General features: G+C 37.0%; 20 protein-coding genes. 13 read left to right on the top strand and 7 right to left on the bottom strand.

Annotated features, from left to right (window positions below; genetic code table 11):
• Positions 1–125: 125 nt before the first annotated feature.
• From LQ201_RS08440 to LQ201_RS08450, 3 genes are all read left to right on the top strand, one after another.
• Positions 126–728 (top strand): hypothetical protein, encoded by a 603-nt coding sequence (locus LQ201_RS08440; RefSeq protein WP_230141250.1) that lies wholly within the window; start codon positions 126–128, stop codon positions 726–728.
• A 110-nt stretch (positions 729–838) separates the two neighbouring features.
• The gene (locus LQ201_RS08445; protein ID WP_230141253.1) at positions 839–1,345 is read left to right on the top strand and encodes a hypothetical protein; all 507 of its coding nucleotides are present in this window, start codon (positions 839–841) and stop codon (positions 1,343–1,345) included.
• Between the two features lie 125 nt (positions 1,346–1,470).
• Positions 1,471–1,974, top strand: a complete 504-nt coding sequence (locus tag LQ201_RS08450; RefSeq protein WP_230141255.1) for a hypothetical protein — start codon at positions 1,471–1,473, stop codon at positions 1,972–1,974.
• Between the two features lie 84 nt (positions 1,975–2,058).
• On the opposite strand, the gene alaS is transcribed toward LQ201_RS08450, so the two are convergent.
• Positions 2,059–4,677: an alanine--tRNA ligase gene (gene alaS, locus LQ201_RS08455; protein ID WP_230141257.1), complete on the bottom strand. Its 2,619-nt coding sequence runs from the start codon at positions 4,675–4,677 to the stop codon at positions 2,059–2,061.
• Between the two features lie 116 nt (positions 4,678–4,793).
• Between alaS and LQ201_RS08460 the strand changes: the two genes are divergently transcribed.
• The 6 genes from LQ201_RS08460 to LQ201_RS08485 all read left to right on the top strand — a co-directional run bounded on the left by LQ201_RS08460 (position 4,794) and on the right by LQ201_RS08485 (position 13,295).
• Positions 4,794–5,129 (top strand): MerR family transcriptional regulator, encoded by a 336-nt coding sequence (locus LQ201_RS08460; RefSeq protein ID WP_029274329.1) that lies wholly within the window; start codon positions 4,794–4,796, stop codon positions 5,127–5,129.
• A gap of 329 nt (positions 5,130–5,458) precedes the next feature.
• Positions 5,459–7,489, top strand: a complete 2,031-nt coding sequence (locus LQ201_RS08465) for a helix-hairpin-helix domain-containing protein (RefSeq protein WP_230141259.1) — start codon at positions 5,459–5,461, stop codon at positions 7,487–7,489.
• 3 nt (positions 7,490–7,492) lie between these two features.
• Entirely contained in the window at positions 7,493–9,580 is a 2,088-nt protein-coding gene (locus tag LQ201_RS08470) for a ComEC/Rec2 family competence protein (protein ID WP_230141260.1), read from the top strand.
• 1 nt (position 9,581) lies between these two features.
• Positions 9,582–10,358 carry an enoyl-CoA hydratase/isomerase family protein gene (locus LQ201_RS08475; RefSeq protein WP_230141262.1) on the top strand — a complete coding sequence of 259 codons (777 nt, stop codon included), beginning with the start codon at positions 9,582–9,584 and terminating at the stop codon, positions 10,356–10,358.
• A gap of 22 nt (positions 10,359–10,380) precedes the next feature.
• The gene (locus tag LQ201_RS08480; protein ID WP_215128762.1) at positions 10,381–11,028 is read left to right on the top strand and encodes a DUF4412 domain-containing protein; all 648 of its coding nucleotides are present in this window, start codon (positions 10,381–10,383) and stop codon (positions 11,026–11,028) included.
• Positions 11,029–11,126: 98 nt separating this feature from the next.
• Positions 11,127–13,295, top strand: a complete 2,169-nt coding sequence (locus tag LQ201_RS08485) for a S9 family peptidase (protein ID WP_230141263.1) — start codon at positions 11,127–11,129, stop codon at positions 13,293–13,295.
• Between the two features lie 33 nt (positions 13,296–13,328).
• On the opposite strand, the gene LQ201_RS08490 is transcribed toward LQ201_RS08485, so the two are convergent.
• Both LQ201_RS08490 and LQ201_RS08495 read right to left on the bottom strand, forming a co-directional pair.
• Positions 13,329–14,039, bottom strand: a complete 711-nt coding sequence (locus LQ201_RS08490; RefSeq protein WP_230141264.1) for a DUF3307 domain-containing protein — start codon at positions 14,037–14,039, stop codon at positions 13,329–13,331.
• Positions 14,039–14,650, bottom strand: coding sequence for a SatD family protein (locus tag LQ201_RS08495; RefSeq protein ID WP_230141265.1), 612 nt, complete (start codon positions 14,648–14,650; stop codon positions 14,039–14,041). Before LQ201_RS08495 ends, LQ201_RS08490 begins: the two co-directional genes overlap by 1 nt.
• 155 nt (positions 14,651–14,805) lie before the next feature.
• On the opposite strand from LQ201_RS08495, the gene LQ201_RS08500 reads away from it, so the two are divergent.
• From LQ201_RS08500 to pdeM, 4 genes are all read left to right on the top strand, one after another.
• On the top strand, positions 14,806–15,834 hold the full coding sequence (locus LQ201_RS08500; RefSeq protein WP_230141266.1) for a ligase-associated DNA damage response exonuclease: 1,029 nt from the start codon (positions 14,806–14,808) through the stop codon (positions 15,832–15,834).
• Between the two features lie 2 nt (positions 15,835–15,836).
• Positions 15,837–17,426 (top strand): ATP-dependent DNA ligase, encoded by a 1,590-nt coding sequence (locus tag LQ201_RS08505; protein ID WP_230141267.1) that lies wholly within the window; start codon positions 15,837–15,839, stop codon positions 17,424–17,426.
• A 279-nt stretch (positions 17,427–17,705) separates the two neighbouring features.
• A complete protein-coding gene (locus tag LQ201_RS08510) occupies positions 17,706–20,183 on the top strand; it encodes a ligase-associated DNA damage response DEXH box helicase (RefSeq protein ID WP_230141999.1) in 2,478 nt (825 codons plus the stop codon).
• A 71-nt stretch (positions 20,184–20,254) separates the two neighbouring features.
• Entirely contained in the window at positions 20,255–20,893 is a 639-nt protein-coding gene (gene pdeM, locus LQ201_RS08515) for a ligase-associated DNA damage response endonuclease PdeM (RefSeq protein ID WP_230141268.1), read from the top strand.
• Here the strand turns inward: pdeM and trxA are convergent.
• The 4 genes from trxA to LQ201_RS08535 all read right to left on the bottom strand — a co-directional run bounded on the left by trxA (position 20,890) and on the right by LQ201_RS08535 (position 24,637).
• Complete coding sequence (gene trxA / locus LQ201_RS08520) at positions 20,890–21,186, bottom strand: thioredoxin (protein ID WP_230141269.1); 297 nt, start codon at positions 21,184–21,186, stop codon at positions 20,890–20,892. The two genes, pdeM and trxA, sit on opposite strands and share 4 nt — an antisense overlap.
• Before the next feature lie 114 nt (positions 21,187–21,300).
• A complete protein-coding gene (locus LQ201_RS08525) occupies positions 21,301–21,915 on the bottom strand; it encodes a hypothetical protein (protein ID WP_230141270.1) in 615 nt (204 codons plus the stop codon).
• A gap of 71 nt (positions 21,916–21,986) precedes the next feature.
• Positions 21,987–23,336, bottom strand: a complete 1,350-nt coding sequence (locus tag LQ201_RS08530) for a dihydrolipoamide acetyltransferase family protein (RefSeq protein ID WP_230141272.1) — start codon at positions 23,334–23,336, stop codon at positions 21,987–21,989.
• 56 nt (positions 23,337–23,392) lie between these two features.
• Positions 23,393–24,637: a competence/damage-inducible protein A gene (locus LQ201_RS08535; RefSeq protein WP_230141273.1), complete on the bottom strand. Its 1,245-nt coding sequence runs from the start codon at positions 24,635–24,637 to the stop codon at positions 23,393–23,395.
• Between the last annotated feature and the right edge of the window lie 2 nt (positions 24,638–24,639).

Consider the following 24,639-nt stretch of genomic DNA (forward strand, 5'->3'; position numbering starts at 1 on the left):
TAAATGTATTATGGAGGCAAATATAGTTAAAGAATGTTAAATGAAATTGCTTTAATTAAACTACCGTGCTCAGCTATTGTCTATCTCAGCAAACACATAAAAGAAACCTTTAATTTAAAAACATTATGAAAAAGTTAGTTTTATTTGCTGCAGTTCTGATGGTTTCATTATTCAGCATAAACAATGCAAAAGCGCAGGTTAGCTTAAATATCAATATCGGCTCTCAACCAGTTTGGGGCCCGACAGGATACAATCATGTAGATTATTATTATTTTCCTGATATAGATGCCTATTATAATGTACCGTCTGCACAATACATTTACTCAAATGGCGGACGTTGGGTTTGGGTAAGCAGTTTGCCTGCCCGATACAGGAACTTTGATTTATACCGCGCCTATAAAGTCGTAATCAATGAGCCAAAACCGTATTTAAGAAACAGTATCTATGTAACCAAATACAGTAAATATAAAAATTATGGTGGTCGCCAAGGTATTATAAGAGATAGTCGTGAAACCAAATATTATATAGTAAAAGGACATCCAAACTATAATGGGAACAAAACTGTAGTGATTAATAATAACCGCCCTGTACGTAGGGAGAAAACTGTTGTAAGGGTAAATCAAAATTCAAGGTCTGCACGCAACAATGAACACAAAACCAATAACAGAGGAGGGAATGACCGTCCTGAAAGAAATAACAGTCAAGGCCATGGTAATGAGCGCCATTAATATTAATATTTAGTTGTAAATAAAGGAGCTTCGAAAGAGGCTCCTTTATTTGTTTACCTACTTTTGGCACGTGGTTTGGCTATAAATAGAAAACACTAAATGAATTGATTATGAAAAGATTATTTTTAGTTGCTGTAGCGATAATGGTTTCATTGTTCAGCATCCCCGCGAAAGCACAGTTAAATGTGAATGTTAACATTGGTTCGCAACCACTTTGGGGACCAACAGGCTATGACCATGTAGATTATTACTATCTCCCTGACGTAGAAAGTTATTATTATGTTCCACAAAAACAGTTTGTTTACTTAAATGGAAACGATTGGGTTTTTGCAAATTCTTTACCTGCAAGATATGGTAATTACAATTTATACAACGGTTATAAAGTTGTGATCAATTCGCCCAAGCCCTATTTGAATTTCAGGAATGATAAGGTAAAGTATGCAAAATATAAAGGTAATAAAGGCCAGCTGGTAATAAGAGATAGCCGCGATAGCAAATATTATGTTGTAAAGGGACATCCTCATGGTATGCCTCCAGGACAGGCTAAAAAGATTTATGGAAAACAGAATAATGGAAATAAGGGAAAGGGCCATGGAAATGGTAAAGGAAAACACTAATCTATAACCTCTACTGCTTTATTAAGGAGTTTCGAAAGAGACTCCTTTTTTTATATATCTGTTACAATAGAAGTTTTGGCACAGCGTTTGAATTATTGAAATACACACAAATAAAATGGATTATTATGAAAAAGTTATTTATCATCTCCGCGATTTTAGGTATCGTGGCTTTAACATCTAATCAATCTAACGCTCAGGTAAGTATTAATGTAAATATTGGCGCTCAACCTACCTGGGTTCCTGCTGGTTATCAAAGCGTTGATTATTACTACCTTCCTGAAGTTCAATCTTACTATTACGTTCCGCAAAGACAATTTGTTTATTTAAGCGGGAACAGATGGACCAGATCTAGGTATTTGCCTGCAAGATATAGGGGTTATAATTTGCACCATGGCAGAAAAGTGGTGGTTTATGGCAATACTCCATTTCGTAGTTACAACACGCACAGGGTAAGATATTCAAATCATGATAATTATTACCGTTCATCTTACGGTGGTGGAAACAGGGTACGTTATAGTTCGCCAAGAAATAATTACAGATCTTATCGTGGAGATAACAGATATCATGATAGAAATGTAAATTCAAGCTTATTCTCTAGAGGACACAGAGAAAAACATGGAAGACATTAAAATAAAAAAGAGGCTTTAGGGCCTCTTTTTTATTTTACATAGCGTCACCCTGAATTTATTTCAGGGTCTATTTTATTATTTCAATCAATGATGAGGAATAAAACTTTCTGCTTTTTCCAAAACAACTTTTAATCCCGATGGGTTTTTACCACCTGCGGTAGCATAAAACGGTTGTCCACCACCGCCACCTTGGATTTCTTTACCCAGCTCACGAACAATATTAGAAGCATTTAATCCTTTTTTCACCAGGTGATCAGAAAGCATTACGGTTATTCCCGGTTTGCCATCAATTTCCGTAGTAAAAACTAGAAACAGGTTATCAACCATATCTTTCAAAGAGAAAGCCAGGTTTTTAACTGCGTCAGCACTCTGCAGATCAATGTGTTTAGCAATCAGGTTAATACCGTTAATTCCTCTTACATGATGAACAATTTCATGTTTTAGGGTATTTACACGTTCTATTGTCGACTTTTCAATTTCCTTTTTCAGTTTTGCATTTTCATCCAATAAGGCTTGAACGGATGCCGATAGATCTTTACTTCCGTTCAATAATGCTTTTAAATGACCAAGTTCTTTTCTTTGGTCCAAGAAATATTGTTCAGCTTTATCAGCAGTGATAGCCTCGATACGGCGAACCCCAGCTGCTACAGCACTTTCAGAAACAATTTTGAATGAACCGATCTGCCCTGTTGCTTTTACGTGTGTACCACCGCAAAGTTCTTTAGAGAAATGGTCGTCAAAAGTAATCATGCGAACAAAATCGCCGTATTTTTCGCCAAATAAAGCCGTTACACCACTTTCAATGGCATCTTGATAGGGAACGTTGCGTTGCTCCTTTAACTTAATGTTCTGGCGGATTTTCTGATTCACAATTACCTCAATCTGTGCTAATTCCTCGTCAGTAACCTTAGCGAAGTGAGAAAAATCGAAACGTAAGTAGTCTGCATTCACCAACGAACCTTTCTGGTTAACATGTTTACCTAAAACTTGTTTTAAGGCCGCATGCAGTAAGTGTGTGGCAGAGTGATTATCTTCAGTTAAAACACGTTTATCTTCATCTACAACAGCCCAAAATTTACCTTCTAAATTATCTGGCAAAATATCGGTAAAATGAACGGTTAAGCCATTTTCTTTTTTAGTATCGGTAATGTCTACCCAAAACTGGCGACTGTGGTCTTCTAAACGGCCGGTATCTCCTACCTGACCACCACTTTCGGCGTAGAAAGGTGTTTGGCGAAGCACAATTTGATATTGCTCTTTACCCTTAGCCTTTACTTTACGGTATTTTAAAATTTCTGTTTCGATTTCTAAATCATCATAGCCTACAAATTCGCTTTGTTCTTCAGTGTTTACGACAATCCAATCGCCTGTATCAATGGCTGTTGCGGCACGACTATCGTCTTTTTGCTTTTTCAAAGCCTGTTCGTATCCAACTAGATCAACGCTCCAACCCTTTTCTCGGGCCATTAATTCCGTTAAATCGATCGGAAAACCAAATGTATCTGATAATTCGAAAGCGAAATTACCCTCTACTACATCATTTGATGCCTGATATTTTTCGAAACGTTGAATTCCTGTTGATAAAGTTCTCAAGAAAGAAACTTCTTCTTCCAGCACTACTTTCTGAACGAAATCCTGTTGCGAAATCAGTTCATCAAATACACCTTTAAATTGCTCAGCCAATAAAGGAACCAATTGATTTAGGAAAGGCTCTTTAAAGTTTAAGAAAGTATAAGCATAACGTACTGCACGGCGTAAAATCCTGCGGATTACATAACCTGCTTTATTATTAGAAGGTAACTGGCCATCGGCAATAACAAAGGAAATGGCACGGATGTGATCGGCCATAACACGCATGGCGATATCGGTTTTCTCGTCAGCACCATATTTAATACCAGATTTTTCTGCAATAAACTGAATCATCGGCTGGAAAACATCGGTATCGTAGTTAGAGGTTTTTTCCTGTAAAACACGTACCAAACGCTCAAAGCCCATTCCTGTATCAACGTGTTTAGCTGGCAAACTTTGCAATGAACCATTTTTTAAACGGTTAAACTGCATAAATACATTATTCCAGATCTCGATAACCTGGGGATGATCCGCATTTACTAAAGTAGCACCATCAACTAAAGCTTTTTCTTCATCAGTACGGCAATCTACATGGATTTCAGAACATGGCCCGCATGGCCCAGTATCGCCCATTTCCCAGAAGTTGTCTTTTTTATTTCCAGGTAAAATGTGGCTTTCATCAACATATTGTTTCCAAAGATCGTAAGCTTCCTGATCTTTTTCCAGACCTTCTTTTTTATCGCCTTCAAAGTAGGTGACATATAATTTTTCTTTCGGGATTTTGTAAACTTCTGTCAATAGTTCCCAACTCCAGGCAATGGCTTCTTTTTTGAAATAATCGCCAAAACTCCAGTTACCCAACATTTCGAACATGGTGTGGTGGTAAGTATCAATACCTACTTCTTCAAGATCGTTATGTTTGCCCGAAACACGTAAACAACGTTGTGTGTCAGCAACACGAGAATATTTTATGGCTGCCTCTCCTAAAAACAGATCCTTAAACTGGTTCATACCCGCATTTGTAAACATTAAAGTGGGGTCGTTTTTAACCACAATCGGTGCGGAAGGAACAACATGATGTTGTTTCGATTCAAAAAAACTAAGGAATGCCTGTCTAATCTCTTTTGCTGTCATTTCAATATTATTGGAGGGAACAAAATTAAAATTTTATTGCGTTATTAAGGAAAAATCGAGCTACATTTGAATACTTTAATTAATCGATATAAGACACTCATAATCAAGCACAAAATATGCCGTATAAAGAAAGAGACATTAATAAAATGTATTATACCATGGGCGAAGTGACTGAAATGTTTAATGTTAACGCATCACAGATCCGTTTTTACGAGAAGGAATTCGATATCCTACAGCCCAAGAAAAATAAAAAAGGCAACCGTCTTTTTACTCCAGAAGACATCGAAAACCTAAAGATCATCTTCAATCTTGTTGATGAGAAAGGATTTACATTAAAAGGTGCCAAAGACTATTTAAAGAATAACAAAACAGGTGTTAGAGAGAATCAAAAGATTATCGATTCGTTAGAAAAACTGAAAGGCTTTTTGGTAAATCTGGCAGAAGAACTGTAGAAACTTTTTTCCCTTTATAATTGTCGACTTTCTTTGTATTACTCTTCTGTAATTTGAAAAATACATTTTTTGTAGTTTTTTTTTAATTATTTTCCTATATTAGCAAAACCAAAACATCAATCACCCCTATTTTTTTTAACTGGTATAACCCCTGCTTATGAAAATATGGTATGTATTGTTGCTTGTCTTTTTCCCCTATTTTTTATTTTCCCAAAACCATCTGGGTAGTCATTTATCTGCAAAAGTTAATCATTTCTTTCTGCGAGAAATTCCTTTTGGAATTACATTGCTATTTAACCTTTATGATATATTTCTAAATGGAGGTGGCTATGCGGTTTAAGTACTTAGTCGTTGCATTTGTAATGATTGGATTCACGGCGAATGCTCAAATCAATGCTGGGGAAACAGATACACGAGATATTTTGGAGAGTATGGCCGAAAACCTCCCCGATGATTACGATATGACCGAGCTGATTGATGTATTGGAAAAATATCGTAAACATCCAATTAATCTGAACCGTACTTCAGTTGAAGAATTAAAGACCTTGGTTTTCCTATCTCCCTTGCAGATCGCTAATTTCTTTACACATCTAAAGGAAAATGGTCAGCTTACAGATGTGCTGGAATTACAAAGTATTAACGGTTTTGATATTAAAACCGTGCATAACCTCCTCCCATTTGTAACATTGACCAATATCGCTGAATACCAGCAGCTCAATTTTAAAAGCATTATACGTACTGGTGAAAATGATTTGATGATGCGCTTTGCACAGACCTTACAAGAACAAAGAGGTTATACAGATTTACCCGGGAACCGATATTTAGGTTCTGCGGAAAGATTTCAAATGCGCTACAGATATCATTATAGTTCAATTCTATCAGCAGCCATTACCTTAGACAAAGATGCTGGTGAAAAATTTATAGGTAAACCTTTCGATTTTTATTCTGGCAATATCGCTCTATTTAAATTGGGTAAGCTAAAAAAACTGGTGGTTGGCGATTATACATTGCAATTTGGGCAGGGCTTAACATTATGGTCGGGTTTTTCTTTTGGCAAAGGCCCTGATGTAACCAGTGTAGCTAAAAAAGATTTAGGTTTAAGACCTTATAACTCTACGAATGAGTATTCTTTTTTCAGAGGAGGCGCTGCAACGATTAACTTATTTAAAAATGTAGACATTACTGCTTTTGTTTCGTTCCGAAATCTAGATGCTAGCCAAAAACTAGATTCAGCAGAAAATTTAGTTCAGTCCACCATTAATCAAACTGGTTTACATAGAACCCCTACTGAGATTAAGAATAAAGGCGTTTTAGCGCAAAGCGTATTTGGTACCACAGTTCAATATACCAAAAACGAATTTGCTGTTGGTGCAATTGCTTATCATACTCATTATAAGAACCGTTTTGTTACGCAAACAGCAGCTTACGATCGATATAGTTTCACAGGTACAGTATTAACCAATCTGGGGTTATTTTACAATTATACTTATAAAAATATGTACCTCTATGGCGAGGCAGCCAAAGGCTTAGGTGGTGGTATTGCCTATATTAACGGTATCCTCATTAGTTTGTCTCCAACCGTTTCTGCAGCCTTAACTTATCGCGATTATGCTAAAGATTATCATAGTTTCTTTAATCAGGCAGTATCCGAATCAAGCGAAGCGGTAAATGAAAAAGGATTGTATGCAGGCTTAAATATTAATCCCAATAAACATTGGGCCTTTTCTTTCTATGGCGATTATTTTCGGTTCCCGTGGTTAAAATACCGTGTTGATGAACCATCAAAAGGTTATGAGATTTTAACCCAGGCCGTTTATACACCTAGCAAAACCTTTAAAGTTTTAGTCCGATTTAAAACAGAATATAAACAACAAAATACGGATTTGGATGTGCCTGTTAACTTTTTAGACCATGTAAAAAGAGAAGGTTATCGGGCAGAGGCAAGCTGGCAATTGAATAATAATTGGCGCTTCCAAAACAGGCTAGAGATTTCTCAATATAAAAAAGGTAGTGCCAATAGAGAATTTGGTTATCTCGTTTATCAGGATGTAGACTATTCCCCAATGTTCGCTAAGCTGACAGGAAATGTAAGATTTGCCTATTTCAATACCCCAAGTTATAACAGCAGAATTTATGCCTATGAAGATGATGTTTTGTACAGTTTTGCTTTTGGAATGTATAATGGAAGAGGTTTTAGGACTTATTTTAACCTGAAATACAGTATAGTCAAGAAGCTAAATGTTTGGGTTCGATATGGGTTGTTTGTTTATAAGGACGTAGAAACAGTAGGTACTTACCTGGATGAAATTAAAGGCAATAAAAAATCGGAAGTTAAAGTTCAGGTACGCTATCAATTTTAAACAATGTTTAAGTCCGAATATGTTTTTGTCAGGATCCTGTTTCCTTTTCTTTTAGGTATCTGTATTTTTTATTTTTTTCCAAAAAGCATAGGAGTTCAATGGTGGGCCTCAGTCCTGCTTGTTGTTTTACTGTGCATTTTATTGTTGAATATTACTTATAAAAGATTAAATGTGTACCGTTACAAGGGTACTGTTGGTATTTTAATTTTTATACTTTTCTTCAGCCTTGGCGGTTTACTTTGCCTGAACCATAACGAAAGTTTAAACCAAAATTACTTTGCAAAAACGCAGTGCAGCTATTTAAAAGTTTGGGTAAACAATGAACCTCAGCAAAGTAGCAACATCGTACGTTTTAAAGCAAAGGTAGTATCGGGATATCAAAAAGACAAACAGATCAGATTGTCGGGGCAGATGCTTCTTGCCATAAAATTAGATAGTTTAAAACCTATTAAATTAAAGTATGGTGACGAAATCATAATCCCAGCTACATATGCCGAAATAGAACCTTCATATAATCCTGCAGAATTTGATTTTAAAGCCTGGTTAGGCAGTCAGAATATTTATCATCAGGCTTTTATAGATCAGGATCATATCGCTAGCAACAAAAATAACATTGGTAATCCCATTATAAAGATGGCTTTAAACTTAAGAGAAAAGCAGGTAGCAAAATACCGAAGCCTGATTAAAAGTGATGAAGCTTTTGCAGTGGCCTCTACCCTTATTTTAGGTTACCGTGCTGATTTAAGCAAAGAAACTCTATCGGCCTATTCCAAAACCGGAACCATTCATGCTTTATCTGTATCAGGAGCACATGTAGCCATTATTTATGTCGTTTTAGATTTTTTGTTCCTCTTCTTGAACAAGAATCGGGCGCTAAGGATTCTGAAACTGTTGTTAATCTGTACTTTGATTTGGGGATATGCTTTGTTAACAGGATTATCACCTTCTGTGGTTCGCTCGGCTATAATGATCAGCATTTTAATTACGGCTAAAGTTTTATCGAAGCAAACCAACAGTTATAATATTTTGGCATTTTCGGCATTTTGTCAGCTTGTTTATAATCCGTTTTTAATTTTAGATGTTGGGTTTCAGCTTTCCTATCTGGCCGTATTTGGACTAATTTATCTTCAGCCTAAAATTTATAACCTTCTGTATACTGAACGTGTTTGGCTAGATAAGTTATGGAATTTCACAGCTATGTCTTTAGCCGCACAAGTGGTTACGTTTCCGTTAAGCATTTATTATTTTCATCAATTCCCACTTTACTTTCTTTTTGCGAATCTTTTTATCACAATCCCATTGGCGTTAATGATGTATTTAGGAATTGCAGTATTAATTCCGGCATTCGAGTTTTTAGCGGCGATTTTCGAATGGGTAATAAATTTTACAAATGCCGTATTAAATTGGATTGCCAATTTACCATATGCTAGCTTTTCATCAATATGGATTAATTTGCCTGAATTTGCATTGTTGAGCCTATCGCTCGGGTTATTTATTTATGCCTTGGCGAAATTAAACAAACAACTTTTGTTCTCTTCTTTAATACTATTTGTTTGCTATCAACTTTTGATTGTACACGATGATCTAAACGCCTTTCATCAAAGGAAAATTATTTTCTTTTCTCTGAGAAAAAACTATGCTACTGCTTTTATTAATGGAAAGGAAGCTGTTTTGGTTTCAGATTTAAGTGCTGAAGATAAAAATTATAATTTTTCTATTGTGCCGGCACTAACGCAATTGCAGGTAAACAAAATACGTTTTATTAGTTTTAACAAAGATACCGTTTTAGGGCAGTTCGTATTAAAGAACAATCAAATTGCCTTTTTTAATTATAAGATGCTGTTGATCGATGAAAACCTGAATGGTAAAAATATAAACGGAAATGCTGCTTTTTCAAGTATCTGGTTAAGTGGAAATACTAAATTTAATTTAGCCAAAATGAACCTTGATATAAAATATAAAACTGCAATAATCGATGCTACCAATAAAGATTATAAAATTCAGATCTTAAGGAAGTATATGGATAATAATGATATAGATGTACATGTTTTAAAGAAAAATAAAGCATATTTGGTGCAACTAACCCAATAACATGGAAAATCTGGTTTTATATCAGGTTGCTGAAAGAATAGCAACGATAACTATCAATAGACCCGAAAAAAGGAATGCGCTAAACCCTAAACTTATTGCTGAATTAACTTCTGCATTTATAAAAGCATCTGAAGATGACCTTGTAAAAGTGGTCATATTGAATGCAAATGGCGATACTTTTAGTGCTGGTGCCGATTTAGCCTATCTTCAGCAATTGCAGCACAATACATTTGAAGAAAATGTGGCTGATTCCAATCATTTAAAAAAACTCTTTACAACCATTTATTATTTACCAAAAGTCGTTATTGCACAGGTAGAAGGTCATGCCATTGCCGGCGGCTGTGGTTTGGCCACGATATGTGATATTGTTTTTGCTACCCCTGAAAGTAATTTTGGGTATACTGAAGTGAAAATTGGTTTTGTACCAGCTATTGTTTCTTGTTTTTTAAAACAAAAGGTAAGCGAATCCATCGTAAAAGAAATTTTACTGACTGGAAAAATCTTTTCTGCTGAGCAGGCATTGAAATATAATTTGATAAATTTTGTAACAAATTCATCCGATATTCATCAAATAGTAAGAGAATTTGCATTAAGTTTGTGCAGCGGGAGTTCTGGTAATTCGTTAATGGTTACTAAACAATTGATTACGCAAACAACCAATCCCCTATTGGAAAAATGCTTGGAAACTGCGGTACAGATAAATGCCCGTATAAGAGAGAGTGAAGATTTTAAAAAAGGAATCTCTTCATTTTTAAACAAAGAAAAAATAAATTGGTAAAAAACTAAACTGAAATAAAAACATGTTCAAATCAATCAAAACTAGTGTTATAGCTTTAATCTTAGTAAGTACTGCTATAATTGCTCATGCACAAAAGAAAATTGCTGAAGGTACTTTGGTATTTGCAGTAACTGCTAACGGTACAACAACCGATGTTAAAACTAAATTTAATGGGAACTTAACCAAAATAGAAATTGAAAATGGCCCTGCAATGGTTAACATCATTTCAAATACAGCAGATAAAACCGGATTATTATTAATTGATGTTCCTGTAGCTCAAAAACAGTTTGCAGTAAAGGTGAGCAAAGCAGAAACAGAGGCACAAGAAGCTTTATTGCCAAAATATTCTGATTATAAAGCAACTGGTGAAAAACAGACAATTGCTGGATTTAGTGCTGAAAAATATACCTACAAAGATGACAAAGGTGGAGCGCATGAATTATGGGCAACAAAAGATGTTGATATTGCTTCAATTACCAATGGTGGTTTCTTTAAAGGTTTAGGTGCACTTCCTGTAAAATACTCGGCAGTAATTAATGGCGTAAATTCAGATCTGGTTCTAAAATCTCTTTCTGAAGCTAAAGTAGGTGCGATTAGCACTGAGATTCCTACGGGTTACGATATAGTAACGATGGAAGAATTGAAAGCCATGCAAGGTGGTGGTGAATAATTAATCAATTCCAGATAATTTACAGCTTTTTAACTGCAGGCTTTTTATTTAAATTAGCCCGAAAGTTGAAAGGCTTTTTTTATGTCCAAAAACTATATATGATTAAAAAATTTTTATTAAGATTATCAATTGCTTGTATAGCATTATGCACGCTAATTGATGCCAAAGCTCAAAATATCAATTGGGCAAAAGACGGCAACTCCTATTATCAGAATATTAGTGGCGAAATCGTTTCAATAACACTTCCTAAAAATGATCGTAAAACCGTTATATCAAGGGGATTATTAACGCCAGCCGGAAAAAATGATGCTATTACAGTAAGAAGTTTCCAGTTATCAGATGATGGTTCGAAAGCACTAATCTACACCAATAGTAAAAAAGTTTGGCGTTACGATACACGTGGAGATTATTGGTTGGCCGATTTAACTTCCAATAAAATCACTCAAATTGGAAAAGATAGACCAGCTTCATCACTAATGTTTGCTAAGTTATCGCCCGATGGCAGTAAGGTTGCTTATGTAAGCAAACATAACCTATATGTAGAAAACATTGATGGAACTGGTGCAAAAGCCTTAACCACAGATGGTACTGACCGAATGATTAACGGTACTTTCGATTGGGTTTATGAGGAAGAATTTGATTGCCGCGATGGTTTTAGATGGAGTCCGGATGGCAAATCTATTGCTTATTGGCAGCTTGATGCAACGAAGATCAAAAATTTCTTAATGATCAATAATACAGATTCCATTTATCCGTATACCATTCCTGTAGAATATCCAAAGGTGGGTGAAAATCCGTCGGCCTGTAAAGTTGGTGTGGTTGATATTGCAACTGCCAAAACTAACTGGTTAAACGTTCCTGGAGACAATATTCAGCACTATATTCCACGCATGCAGTGGGTACCTAACAGTAATGACATTATTTTACAACAGCTTAACCGCGAGCAGAACGAAAGTATCGTATTCGTTTGTAATGCAGGTACAGGATCGGCAAAAGCAGTTTATACCGAAAAAGCTAAAGCCTGGATTGATGCACAGGATGAGTGGAAATGGCTAAATGATAATAAAGAGTTTACCATTGTATCTGAAAAGGATGGTTGGAACCACCTGTATAGAATCAGTTTGGATGGAAAAAAAGAAACATTGGTTACGAAAGGCAATTATGATGTGATTGATGTAAAATTGATCGATGTAAAAAATAACATGGTCTATTTTCTGGCATCACCAATAAATGCCACTCAGAAATATCTTTTTAAAACCAAATTGGATGGAAAAGGAAAATTAGAACAGGTTACACCTTCGGTTTTACCAGGAACACACAATTACGATATTTCTCCAAATGCTGCTTTTGCGCGCCATTCATATAACAGTTCGCTTGTTGAACCAATTACAGAGTGGATGAACTTTACTACAGGGAATCCATTTACAATGGATGGGAGCATTACTACACAATTAGCCAAACAGGCGGCGACTAAAAACAAAGTTGAGTTTTTTAAAGTAACTACTGAAGATGGTATTGAAATGGACGGTTGGATGAAAAAACCTGATAATTTTAATCCAGATAAGAAATACCCGGTAGTATTTTATGTTTATGGTGAGCCTGCTTCGGCTACAGCATTAGATACTTATGGTGCAGGGAGAAACCGTTTATATGCCGGTGATATGGCCAAAGATGGTTATATCTATATTTCAATGGATAATAGAGGTGCCCCTCTTCCAAAAGGCAGTACATGGCGCAAAAGTATTTATAAAAACATTGGTGTAATCAATATCCGCGACCAGGCGATGGCCGCTAAAAAATTATTGGCTACTAATGCTTTTATGGATAAAGACCGTGTTGCCGTTTGGGGCTGGAGCGGAGGTGGTTCTTCTACGTTAAACCTGATGTTCCAATATCCTGAAATTTATAAAACAGGTATTGCAATTGCAGCGGTTGGTAATCAATTAACCTACGATAATGTTTATCAGGAGCGTTATATGGGCACTCCTTTCCCAAGTAAAGAGGCCTATATTAAGGGTTCTCCAATTACTTATGCTAAAAACTTAAAAGGCAATTTATTGTATATCCACGGTACAGGCGACGATAATGTACATTATCAGAATGCCGAAATGCTGATTAATGAGTTAATTAAAAACGGAAAGGTTTTTCAATTGATGAGTTATCCAAACCGCACCCACAGTATCTCTGAGGGCGAAGGAACTGGCAAACATTTATCCTTAACTTACACTAAGTTTTTAAAAGAAAACTGCCCTCCGGGAGCAAGATAGAAAAATTAAAAAGCAGCTTTCGGGCTGCTTTTTTTATGCAATAAACATTTGAATAAGCATAGCCGTTACAATGGCTATGCCAAAGCTTAACAAAGTTCCAATCAATACGTATTCAGTTAATTTAAGGTCGTGTGCTTCTTTCAAATCGCCAAACCGAAATATAGATTTGGCTGCAAGTAAAAAGCCAACAGCTTCGAAATGATTGGTTAAGATAAACAAGAAGATCAGCACTCTTTCCAGTATTCCGATATACTTACCTGCATTTTGTAATGACTGCGGGCTGTCTGGTTGGTTATCTGGAAGCCATTTGGCAATAATTACCCGCATTACAATAGATGTAGGCATTGTTAGAAATAAAGCTCCTGCAATTAAAACCCAGGTTTTGGTTTCATTAAAAAAACTGATGTTTAAACTTCCCTTATAAAAAAAGTGCCACACCACTACTATCGAAGTAAAATGTAACACCTGATCAACAAAAAACAGTATCCGTGCATTTTTTTTGGTCTGAAAAATCGCTTTTAAAGCGTCAATCACAAAATGAAGTACTCCTATTGACAGTGCTACCTTCCAAACGCCAAAGTTTAAGAAAATAAGAAATATCAAAGCGATGTGGATGGCCACATGCAAATAGAGCTTTATTGATCTTAATTTTTTCCTTTCTTTATCTTTTACCCAGGCATTTGGTTGTAAAAAGAAATCTCCAATTAAATGGACAAGGATAAGCTTGATTAAATAGATATCCATTATTTTAAAATCATTTGGTTCAATTTTTTACGGTAAAGCCTGTCCATTTCCATAATTTCTGTATAATGTGCACGCTTTAAAGCTTCGCTTACTGATGATTGCGTTCGGCCCGAAATAGCCGCCAGTTCGCTTTGTAACAGGTTATTGTTCTCTAAGGCAAGTTTTACCATTTCGGCAGCTACAACTCCCCAGCTATCCATTGATATTAGCGAAAGCTTTATTAAGACATTAATTTCATCATCAAAATCAGCTGAATCAGTTTTAATGGCTAAATTAACCTTAGCCTGTTTTAAACTGTCAAATGCCGCTCCTGAATTTACAAAAGCATCTCCGCTGGATTCTGAAAGTTTTTTCCGCTTGTTTTTGATATTTCCAATTCCAATGCCCATCCTTACATCTGCAGGTTTATTTACCCTGATAGATGCTTTTAAATAAGCAGCAGCCCTGATGGCATTTTCTGGCTCAACTTCTACCTGAAAACTATCCCCCCGGTAAATCTCCCACTTATTATTCTGATCGGAAACTACTTTTAAAGCAGTTTTCAAGCTTAATAACCAGCTATCTTTAATCTTTCTTGAGCCTACAATATCACCCGTTATAATGCAAATCATACTACAATATCGAACTTATTATTCATATTTCAAAACTAATATCGGGTAATTAGCCGATATTTCCATTTATCGGGTAATTAGCCGATATTTTAAATTATCGGGTATTTAGCCGATATTGATCTAAAACTAATCAATAAATTTATTGTTTAGTAGCTATGGCATTAATAGAATTTACCAAAAGAGGAATTTACTGTAAGCAGGGCGATTTTTATATAGACCCTTGGTGGCCTGTAGATTATGCGGTTACAACGCATGGACATAGCGATCATGTGCGTTTTGGAAATAAATACTATCTCTGCCATACCTTAACCAAGCCCATTATCAAACGCAGGATCAGCGAAGATTTGAACGTAGAAACATTGGAATATGGAGAAAGCATTATCCGCAATGGAGTGAATATTTCATTTTTTCCTGCCGGACATATTATCGGATCTGCGCAGGTACGTTTAGCTTATAAAGGTGAAATTTGTGTAATCTCTGGTGATTATAAAATTGAAGATGATGGCATTACCACACCCTTCGAGCCTATTAAGTGCCATTCTTTTGTTTCTGAGAGTACTTTTGGTTTACCTATTTACAAATGGCAAAAACAGGAAGTTGTTTTTAATGGCATCAAGAGTTGGGTAAGCGATAATATTTTACAGCAAAAAACAAGTGTATTAATTGCCTATAGTTTGGGTAAAGCACAACGTTTAATTAAAAATTTGGCTGGTGATACTCCTATTTATGTGCATAACAGTATTGCTAATCTGAATGAAGTGATTATTGACGCAGGTGTAAAACTTCCAAAAACCATCAGAATTACTCCTGAAACCACTAAAGATGAATTGCAGAAAGGTATTGTAATTGTGCCACCAGCCATGAGGGATAGCCGCTGGATCAAAAATTTAGCTCAGCCCGTAACAGGTATTTGTTCTGGTTGGATGCAGGTGCGGGCACATCGCCGGTGGCAAAGTGCCGATGCAGGCTTTGCGCTGAGTGATCATGCTGATTGGCCCGGCTTAATGGAAGCTATTACTGCAACCGGAGCGGAAAAAGTATATGTTACGCATGGTTTTACGGCTGCCTTTAGTCGGTTTTTAAATGATGCAGGCATAGAAGCTGCTGAAGTATTAACAAAATTTGGGCAAGAAGATGATGAAGAAAATAAAGTAGATCTGGTTGATCAAAACGAAAATAAATAACGATGAAACGTTTTGCCCAATTGATCCAACAGCTTGAACTGAGCAATAAAACCAACGATAAAATCGCGGCATTGGTTAATTACTTTAACCATGCTGATGATAAAGACAAGGTGTGGGTTATCGCATTGTTTACAGGTAAAAAACCTAAAAGACCAATTAAATCAGCCCTGCTTAAATACTGGGCCATAAACATTACTGAAACGCCAGAATGGTTATTTGCCGAAAGTTATGCCAATGTTGGCGATTTAAGCGAAACCATCGCTTTGTTGTTGCCACCCGCCGAAAACACCTCAGATTTTCAATTGCATAAATGGGTTGAAGATTTGCACGATCTGGAAGGTAAAGATGATGAAACTAAAAAAGAATTTATTTTAAATGCATGGAATAAACTCGAAACACAGGAACGTTTTATTTTTAACAAATTGATTTCTGGAAATTTCAGGATTGGGGTTTCCAATAAAATGCTGGTGAATGCGCTGGCTAAACAAAGCAGTTTAGATAGCGCCCAGATTATGCATAGCATAATGGGGAAATGGAATCCTTATGAAATTACTTTTCACGAACTGATAAATGGTATCCACGTGAATACCGATAATTCCTGGCCTTACCCCTTTTGCCTCGCCTATGCCTTAGAGCAAGAACCAGAGAAATTGGGTGATATTTCAGAATGGCAGGCTGAATGGAAATGGGATGGTATCCGTGGGCAGATTGTAAAACGGAATGGAGAACTCTTTATTTGGAGCCGAGGCGAAGAATTGGTTACAGAACAGTTCCCCGAATTGCATTTTATGATTGATGTTTTACCTGATGGTGTGGTTTTAGATGGCGAAATACTGGCTGTGCAAGATAAACAGGTTTTATCATTTAGTACGCTGCAACAACGTTTAAACCGCAAAACGATTAGTAAAAAACAATTGGAAGATGCACCCATTGGCTTTTTTGTTTATGATATTTTAGAATATGAAGCCAAGGATTTTAGAGAAGAACCTCTAAGTATAAGACGAAAAACACTCGAAGGATTGATTGGTGGTTTAGCAGAAAGTCCGGTGATGATTTCTCCTGTAATCAATTGCCATTCGTGGGAAGATTTAGCCAAATTAAGACAAACATCCCGATCGATTAACAGCGAGGGAATTATGTTAAAGAAGTTAAGCTCTCATTATCATAGTGGACGAAAAAGGGGCGATTGGTGGAAATGGAAAATCAATCCGTATACGGTTGATGCGGTAATGATTTATGCGCAAAAAGGAAGTGGTAGAAGGACTAATTTCTTTACCGATTATACCTTTGCAGTTCGTGATGGAGAAAATTTAGTCACGATTGCAAAAGCCTATTCGGGTTTAACAGACAAAGAAATTAAAGAAGTGAATGCCTTTGTAACCCGTAATGCAATTGAGAAATTTGGCCCAGTACGTACCGTAAAACCTGAACTGGTTTTCGAAATTGCATTTGAGGGAATTGCTGAAAGTAAACGGCATAAAGCAGGTTTAGCGTTGCGTTTTCCACGTATATTGCGGTGGCGAAAAGATAAAAAAGCCGATGAAATTAATACTTTGGAAGATTTGAGGCAGCTATTGCAATCGACTTTGTAATGAGATTCCATGGTCTGTGTCCCCACAGACCATGGCGATCATAATTCGAAAATTTCGGTCTGTGAGGACACAGACAGAGGAAATAGGTTTAGCTTAAGGGTTTGCCTCACTATTTTAAACCCGACAGCAGCGATACCCTTTTTTGTTATGGATAAATTAACATTTAACGGTAATTACAAAAAAGGTAAAGCGAATGGCAGCACTGCTCTAACCGAAGCATTACTGTTATTTGCTTTTCAAAAAAAATTAGAAAATCATCAAAAGCAGCGATATTTAAGCATGGACCAAACCAAAACCAAAGGTTATAAAAAGATAAAAGCCTGGCTAAAGGCCAATAAGCGCAAGCCTTTCCAGTTTCAGGAAGATGCCTGGCAGTATTATCTGGATGGTTACAGCGGTTTGGTAAATGCGCCTACAGGTTTCGGGAAAACATTTTCTTTATTTTTAGCCGTAGTAATTGAGGCCTTAAATGCAACTGAAACCAATAATAAAAAAGCGAAAGACCGTTTACAGTTAATCTGGATTACGCCACTCCGCTCCTTGGCCAAAGATATTGCAAGGGCCATGCGCGAAACTTTATTGGAGTTGGAATTGGATTGGCACGTAGGTGTGCGTAATGGTGATACTTCTCAGGCAGAGAAATTGCAGCAGAAAAAATCGATGCCCGAAATTTTGTTGATTACGCCAGAAAGCCTGCACTTGTTACTGGCGCAAAAAGGCGCTTCAACTTTGTTCAAAAATCTTAAATGTATTGTTGCTGATGAATGGCATGAGCTTTTGGGTAGCAAACGAGGTGTGTTGGTAGAGCTGGCCGTATCGCGCATTAAGGGTTTACAAAAGTTAGAGAAAAACCAGTTTTTAAGAATTTGGGGAATTTCTGCCACTATTGGTAATATTGAAGAGGCACTAGATGTACTCGAACCCAATATGGAGGCCAAACGGATTATTGTTAAAGCCGATTTAGAAAAGAAAATCCTCATCAAATCAATTTTACCTGATGATATTGAAACATTGCCTTGGGCCGGACATTTGGGTTTAAAGCTAGCCTACAAGCTTTTACCGATCATTGAAAAAAGTAAAACCACTTTAATTTTTATCAATACCCGCGGGCAATCGGAAATGTGGTATCAGCATTTGTTGAATATCGAACCCGAACTGGCGGGGCGGATTGCCATACACCATGGATCGATAGATTTTGAACTTCGTAACTGGATTGAAGATGCCTTACATACAGGACAGCTGAAAGCTGTTATTGCCACCTCATCGTTAGATTTGGGGGTAGATTTCAAACCTGTTGATACCGTTGTCCAGGTAGGCTCGCCAAAGGGTGTTGCCAGGTTTTTGCAAAGGGCGGGCCGCTCGGGCCACTCCCCTCACGAAACTTCTAAAATATATTTTTTACCTACACATGCATTGGAACTGGTAGAAGCAGCAGCAATTAAAGAAGCAGCCAAAACAAACAATATAGAGAGCCGTGAGCCCTTTATTATGGTATTTGATACCTTGGTTCAATATTTGGTTACACTGGCCATAGGCGACGGATTTGATGATAAAATCATTTACGAAGAGATTAAGAATACCCATGCTTTTAAGCTTATCCTTCCTGAAGAATGGACCTGGGTAATGCAATTTATTACCTCAGGTGGAGATAGTTTAAGTGCCTACACCGAATTTAAGAAAGTGGTTAAGGACGAAGATGGGCTTTGGAGAGTAAAGAGCAGACAATTAGCCATGCGACACCGCTTGCATATTGGAACAATTGTAAGTGATGCCATGTTAAAAGTTAAATTCCTCTCTGGTGGTTACATCGGTATGGTTGAAGAATATTTTGTTACCCGTTTAAAAGCTGGCGATAATTTCCGTTTGGCTGGCAGGGTGTTAGAATTTATTCAGGTGAAAGATATGACTGTTGTGGTGAGGGTAAGTAAACAAAAAAATGCGATCTCTCCGAGCTGGAATGGAGGCCGCTTACCTCTTTCTTCCAATTTGGGATCGGTTTTACGGAAAAAATACAATGAAGCATTGGATAAAACACATCAGGATGAAGAATTAGATGCCGTGTATCCGCTGTTTCTATTGCAGGAAAAACGTTCCCATGTACCCAAAAATGATGAATTACTGATCGAACTCATTAATAACAAAGAAGGTTTTCATCTCTTTGCCTATCCATTTGAAGGGCGTTTGGTACATGAGGTTTTAGCGGCCCTGGTTGCCTATCGTTTAAGTAAATTGTTGCCCATCAGTTTTTCTATTGCCATGAACGATTATGGCTTTGAACTTTTGAGTGAAACAGAAATTCCTATGGACGAATCGATTGCCTACGAGGTTTTTTCGCCTTTAAATTTAACTGAAGATATTACGTTGAGTATCAATTCTACTGAAATGGCAAGACGGAAATTTAGGGATATTGCCTGCATTTCAGGACTCGTTTTTCAGGGCTACCCTGGTAAATATGTAGCCAATAAGCACCTCCAGTCATCTGCTGGTTTGTTTTTTAATGTTTTTAGCGATTATGACAAACATAATTTACTTTTGCGACAGGCATACGACGAAGTTTTTTACCAACAACTGGAAGAGCCAAGGTTGGCGGCAGCATTGGATCGAATCCAGCATGGAGCAATTGTAATCACGAATCCTAAAAGTTTTACACCGCTGTCCTTCCCGATTAAGGTAGATAGCCTGCGTGAAAATATGAGCTCAGAAGAATTGGAGCAACGGATTATACGGATGAAAGCGGAATCAGAGAAAATTAAATAAATGTATCTTCTTGGATCTGTCGGAATTTAAAAGATGCTTTGACAGGTTCAGGATGACATAAAGCGAAATAAATGAACATTACAAGCCAGGGCGAAGAAGTGATTTTAGATAAAGAAAGGGCTTTGTTTTTACCTAAACATCAGCTTTTAGCCATAAGCGATCTGCATCTGGGTAAATCCGCGCACTTCCGTCAGGCCGGTTTGCAAGTACCTTCTACCATTGCCCAAACAGATCTTCAACGCTTAAGTTTGTTGATCAAACAATACAATCCTACAACATTGCTAATTAATGGGGATATGTTTCATCATGGTTTAAATACCGATATTGATGAATTTTCAGTATGGAGAAAACAATACCAAGAGCTTAATTTTCTATTGGTAAAGGGGAACCACGATAGGCTTTCAGATGCCAATTATGCTGCAATGAATATCGAAATACATGAACCCAGTTTTTGCCAGGGGCCGTTTTGCTTTATTCACGATGCCCCAAATGGTATGGAAGAAGAATTATACCCCATCAGTGGCCATATCCATCCAGGTGTAACCATTGTGGGCAAAGCCAAACAAAGATTAAAATTTCCATGCTTCTATTTTGGTAAAGACTACGCCGTTTTGCCCGCTTTTAGTTTATTTACCGGACTTTATACGGTCTATCCGAAAGCAAACGAACGTATTTTTGCAGTAACGCCTAAAAGTGTAGTAGAAGTTTAGGCGTGAGCATCAATTACTTGTTTCAACTGCGATGCCTGTAAAACACCACTTTGTCTCCAAACCTGTTTTCCGTTTTTAAAGAGAATTAAAGTAGGTACACCTTGAATATTAAAAGAAGTAGCAGCTGGTTGATTTTTATCGATATCTACTTTAATGATAGAAACAGCATCGCCAACCTGAGATTTTAACTGCTCTAAAATCGGCTTCATCATTTTACAAGGACCGCACCACTCGGCAAAAAAATCAACAAGAACAGGTTTATCACCGTTAATTAAATCTGAAAACTTAGCCATGATATTTGTGTTTATTTAGAAACAACGATGAAACACTTTGGTTTTAAATGAAAGAAGTCAAGTTTTAAAAACTTGACTTCTTAGTATATTTTCGCCATGACGATTAGCGATTATTTAAGCACTTATCGGCAATTCTGCAGCTAAGGCAGCAATCCAACTTTCAAATAAAGCTTTTTCAATTTTGATTACTTCAGCTGCATGATTTCCCCAATCATCAGAAAAACTAACCAGTTGGTTCATCATTTCTTCTAAGTGGCCTTCTTCTTCTAAAATAATCGATTTTACGTTTACTTTGCTTTTAGCTTCATCTAAAACCGCTTGATAAATTGGATACAGTTCATCGGCACGTACTTCAATCGTGTAGGTAACAAATAAATAGGCAGCGAATTTTAGATCGTAACCGGAAAGATTAAATACAGCTTTTAAATAACGACAAACCGCAATATCCAAAGCATGCAAATAGTATTTTGTATGATTTGGAGATAACAACTCGGCATTGGTGTAAGTTTTACAAAGCGTCTCGTCAATCTTCGAAATCTGCTTTTTTAAATAATAAGCATGACGATGCTCTTCTGCAGCGTGTTTAAGAATAATCAGGTTTACATTTTCTTTATGCTCTGAAGCTGAAATCTTCTTTGCACCTGCATTTTCCATATAAGATAACGTATTTAACCATTTGGCATGCAGCACGTTATCCGAAACTATTGATTTTAAATTTGAAGCTAACATTCTTGATTGTTAAACTGTAAATTGTTTAATTGTTGACCTTACATCAACTGAAAAAGTTAATTGTAAACTGACTAAATTTCTCTGTTCAGGTCCCAGCTTTCTAAATAATCTGCTACTCTACGTACAAACATACCGCCTAATGATCCATCTACAACCCTGTGGTCGTAAGATAAAGACAAGAACATCATGTGTCTGATCGCAATTACATCACCATGTTCGGTTTCTAAAACAGCTGGTTTCTTTTTAATGGCACCTACGGCTAAAATAGCCACCTGAGGCTGGTTAATAATTGGTGTACCCATTACATTGCCGAAGCTACCTACATTGGTTAAAGTAAAGGTGCCGCCTTGCGTTTCATCAGGTTTTAATTTAGAGTTTCTCGCTCTTGCAGCTAAATCATTAACTGCTTTTGTTAAGCCAACCAAATTTAACTGATCGGCATTTCTAATTACAGGAACGATTAGGTTTCCACTTGGTAAAGCGGCAGCCATACCAATATTGATATCACGTTTTTTGATAATCTGCGTGCCGTTAACCGAAACATTGATCATCGGGAAATCTTTTATGGCTTTAGCAACTGCCTCTACAAATATTGGTGTAAAGGTTATCTTTTCATTTTCACGCTTTTCGAAGCTGTTTTTTACTTTATTGCGCCATAAAACCATATTGGTTACGTCGGCTTCAACAAACGAAGTTACATGCGGTGAAGTTGTTTTGCTCATTACCATATGATCGGCAATCAGTTTACGCATTCTATCCATCTCTATAATTTCGTCGCCACCACTAACACTGGTTGTTGATGTTTTATTTACAACTGGTGCTGAACTTGTTTTATTTTCAACCGTTTGGTTTGTTGGAGGAATAGGCGCTGTTATACTAACTGTCTTAGTTAAGATTGGCCCTGCACCATTTTTATTGGCAATATAATCTAATAGATCATCTTTATTTAACCGTCCATCAGCACCGGAGCCTTTAATCGCATCAAGCTCGGCTAACGAAATATTTTCTTGCGCAGCAATACTTTTAACCAGAGGCGAATAAAAGCGGTCAGACGAACTGAAATCAGTTGCTACAGTAGTATTCTCTGATGGCAGTTGTGCAATTCCAGGAATAGTTTCAATTTTTTCTTCAGCTATTGGCTTTTCTGTCACTGGAGTTTCTGTTATAGCGGTTTCTCCACCTTCAGTTTCAATAATGGCAATTACATCGCCCACCTGGGCAACTTCATCTGCAGCAAATAACTGTTTTACCAATTTACCGGCAACCGGAGAAGGAACTTCAGAGTCTACCTTATCAGTAGCGATTTCCAGAATGGTATCATCTAAATCAATAGAATCACCTGGTTGTTTTACCCATTTAATCACCGTTGCTTCCGCAACACTTTCACCCATTTTTGGTAACAATAGTTCGTATTGAGCCATATTAAATTACAGTATTTTATATTGGTAATGCTACAAAAATACAGTTTTTATTCTTTCTAAACTGTTTCTTTAAGGAGATTTAATAACATAGCCAATGCCGATGCTGCAGAACGTTCGATGTTTTGAATGCGTTTGTTACTGAAATTAAACAACTTAGCTACAGTTTTGTGTTTTGAAGAAATTGCAATCCATACCGTGCCAACTGGTTTGTCTTCTGTTCCACCATCTGGACCGGCAATGCCACTAACCGCAATAGCATAATCTGTTTTGAAATGTTTAATTGCACCTTCAGCCATTTCTGCAACGGTTTGTTCACTCACGGCGCCAAAGGTATTTAAAGTACTTTCTTTTACGCCAAGAATAGATTCTTTAAGTTCGTAGGCATAGGCTACTGCCCCGCCCCAATAAACCGAAGAAGAACCTGGGTGCTGCGTAATCAGGTGTGCTATGTATCCTCCGGTACAGCTTTCTGCTGTAGATAAAGTTAAACCCTTGCTCTTCATGAGATTCAGGATCGCTTTTTCCAAGGGAATATCTTCATCTGTTACGACAAACTTATTTACTTTTGAAATGATCTGTTTGGCGTAAAGCTCAACTTCTTTAAGTAGCGCTGTTTCGTTATCGCCTTTGGCCGATAAGCGCAAACGTACTTGTCCTAATTTTGGCAGATAAGCCAATTTGATGTGTGCTGGCAAGCTGTCTTCAATTTCCTCGATCTCTTTGGCTAGGAATGATTCGCCTATATTTGCCGTAAGAATAGTTTTATGTACAATAAACGGCAGCTTAAATCTGCTCGTAATTCTCGGTAGAATTTCGTCATCCATCAGGTACATCATTTCGTAAGGCACACCTGGCATCGATACAAAAATGGTGTCATTTTGTTCAAACCACATGCAAGGCGCAGTACCATTTTTGTTTACAATAACCTCACAACCATCAGGAACATCAGCTTGTTGAATATTGATATCCAATAAAGGGCGTTTGTATTTTTCGAAAATCTGACGAACCATTTCCAATGCTCCGGGATCATTGCGAAAGCCCATATTGAAATACTTTGCCAAGGTTTTCTTGGTAATATCATCTTTGGTCGGGCCTAACCCACCAGTAATTAAAACAATATCTGCACGTTTTTCTGCAAGTCCGAGGGCTTCAATAATATGTTGTTCATCATCAGAAACTGAAGTAATCTGCTTAACGGAAACACCAATTAAATTTAACTGTTTAGCCATCCAGGCAGAATTGGTATCAACGATTTGGCCAATGAGAATCTCATCACCTATGGTAATAATTTCGGCTAGCATAA

The organism is Pedobacter sp. Bi126 (assembly GCF_918698245.1).
In the GTDB taxonomy this organism is placed as follows: Bacteria; Bacteroidota; Bacteroidia; order Sphingobacteriales; family Sphingobacteriaceae; genus Pedobacter.

Bases quoted from the DNA above. Each gene is read 5' to 3' on its own strand.
- LQ201_RS08440 (WP_230141250.1), top strand. From the start codon at position 126: ATGAAAAAGTTAGTTTTATTTGCTGCAGTTCTGATGGTTTCATTATTC.
- LQ201_RS08445 (WP_230141253.1), top strand. From the start codon at position 839: ATGAAAAGATTATTTTTAGTTGCTGTAGCGATAATGGTTTCATTGTTC.
- LQ201_RS08450 (WP_230141255.1), top strand. From the start codon at position 1,471: ATGAAAAAGTTATTTATCATCTCCGCGATTTTAGGTATCGTGGCTTTA.
- alaS (WP_230141257.1), bottom strand. From the start codon at position 4,677: ATGACAGCAAAAGAGATTAGACAGGCATTCCTTAGTTTTTTTGAATCG.
- LQ201_RS08460 (WP_029274329.1), top strand. From the start codon at position 4,794: ATGCCGTATAAAGAAAGAGACATTAATAAAATGTATTATACCATGGGC.
- LQ201_RS08465 (WP_230141259.1), top strand. From the start codon at position 5,459: ATGCGGTTTAAGTACTTAGTCGTTGCATTTGTAATGATTGGATTCACG.
- LQ201_RS08470 (WP_230141260.1), top strand. From the start codon at position 7,493: ATGTTTAAGTCCGAATATGTTTTTGTCAGGATCCTGTTTCCTTTTCTT.
- LQ201_RS08475 (WP_230141262.1), top strand. From the start codon at position 9,582: ATGGAAAATCTGGTTTTATATCAGGTTGCTGAAAGAATAGCAACGATA.
- LQ201_RS08480 (WP_215128762.1), top strand. From the start codon at position 10,381: ATGTTCAAATCAATCAAAACTAGTGTTATAGCTTTAATCTTAGTAAGT.
- LQ201_RS08485 (WP_230141263.1), top strand. From the start codon at position 11,127: ATGATTAAAAAATTTTTATTAAGATTATCAATTGCTTGTATAGCATTA.
- LQ201_RS08490 (WP_230141264.1), bottom strand. From the start codon at position 14,039: ATGGATATCTATTTAATCAAGCTTATCCTTGTCCATTTAATTGGAGAT.
- LQ201_RS08495 (WP_230141265.1), bottom strand. From the start codon at position 14,650: ATGATTTGCATTATAACGGGTGATATTGTAGGCTCAAGAAAGATTAAA.
- LQ201_RS08500 (WP_230141266.1), top strand. From the start codon at position 14,806: ATGGCATTAATAGAATTTACCAAAAGAGGAATTTACTGTAAGCAGGGC.
- LQ201_RS08505 (WP_230141267.1), top strand. From the start codon at position 15,837: ATGAAACGTTTTGCCCAATTGATCCAACAGCTTGAACTGAGCAATAAA.
- LQ201_RS08510 (WP_230141999.1), top strand. From the start codon at position 17,706: ATGGACCAAACCAAAACCAAAGGTTATAAAAAGATAAAAGCCTGGCTA.
- pdeM (WP_230141268.1), top strand. From the start codon at position 20,255: ATGAACATTACAAGCCAGGGCGAAGAAGTGATTTTAGATAAAGAAAGG.
- trxA (WP_230141269.1), bottom strand. From the start codon at position 21,186: ATGGCTAAGTTTTCAGATTTAATTAACGGTGATAAACCTGTTCTTGTT.
- LQ201_RS08525 (WP_230141270.1), bottom strand. From the start codon at position 21,915: ATGTTAGCTTCAAATTTAAAATCAATAGTTTCGGATAACGTGCTGCAT.
- LQ201_RS08530 (WP_230141272.1), bottom strand. From the start codon at position 23,336: ATGGCTCAATACGAACTATTGTTACCAAAAATGGGTGAAAGTGTTGCG.
- LQ201_RS08535 (WP_230141273.1), bottom strand. From the start codon at position 24,637: ATGCTAGCCGAAATTATTACCATAGGTGATGAGATTCTCATTGGCCAA.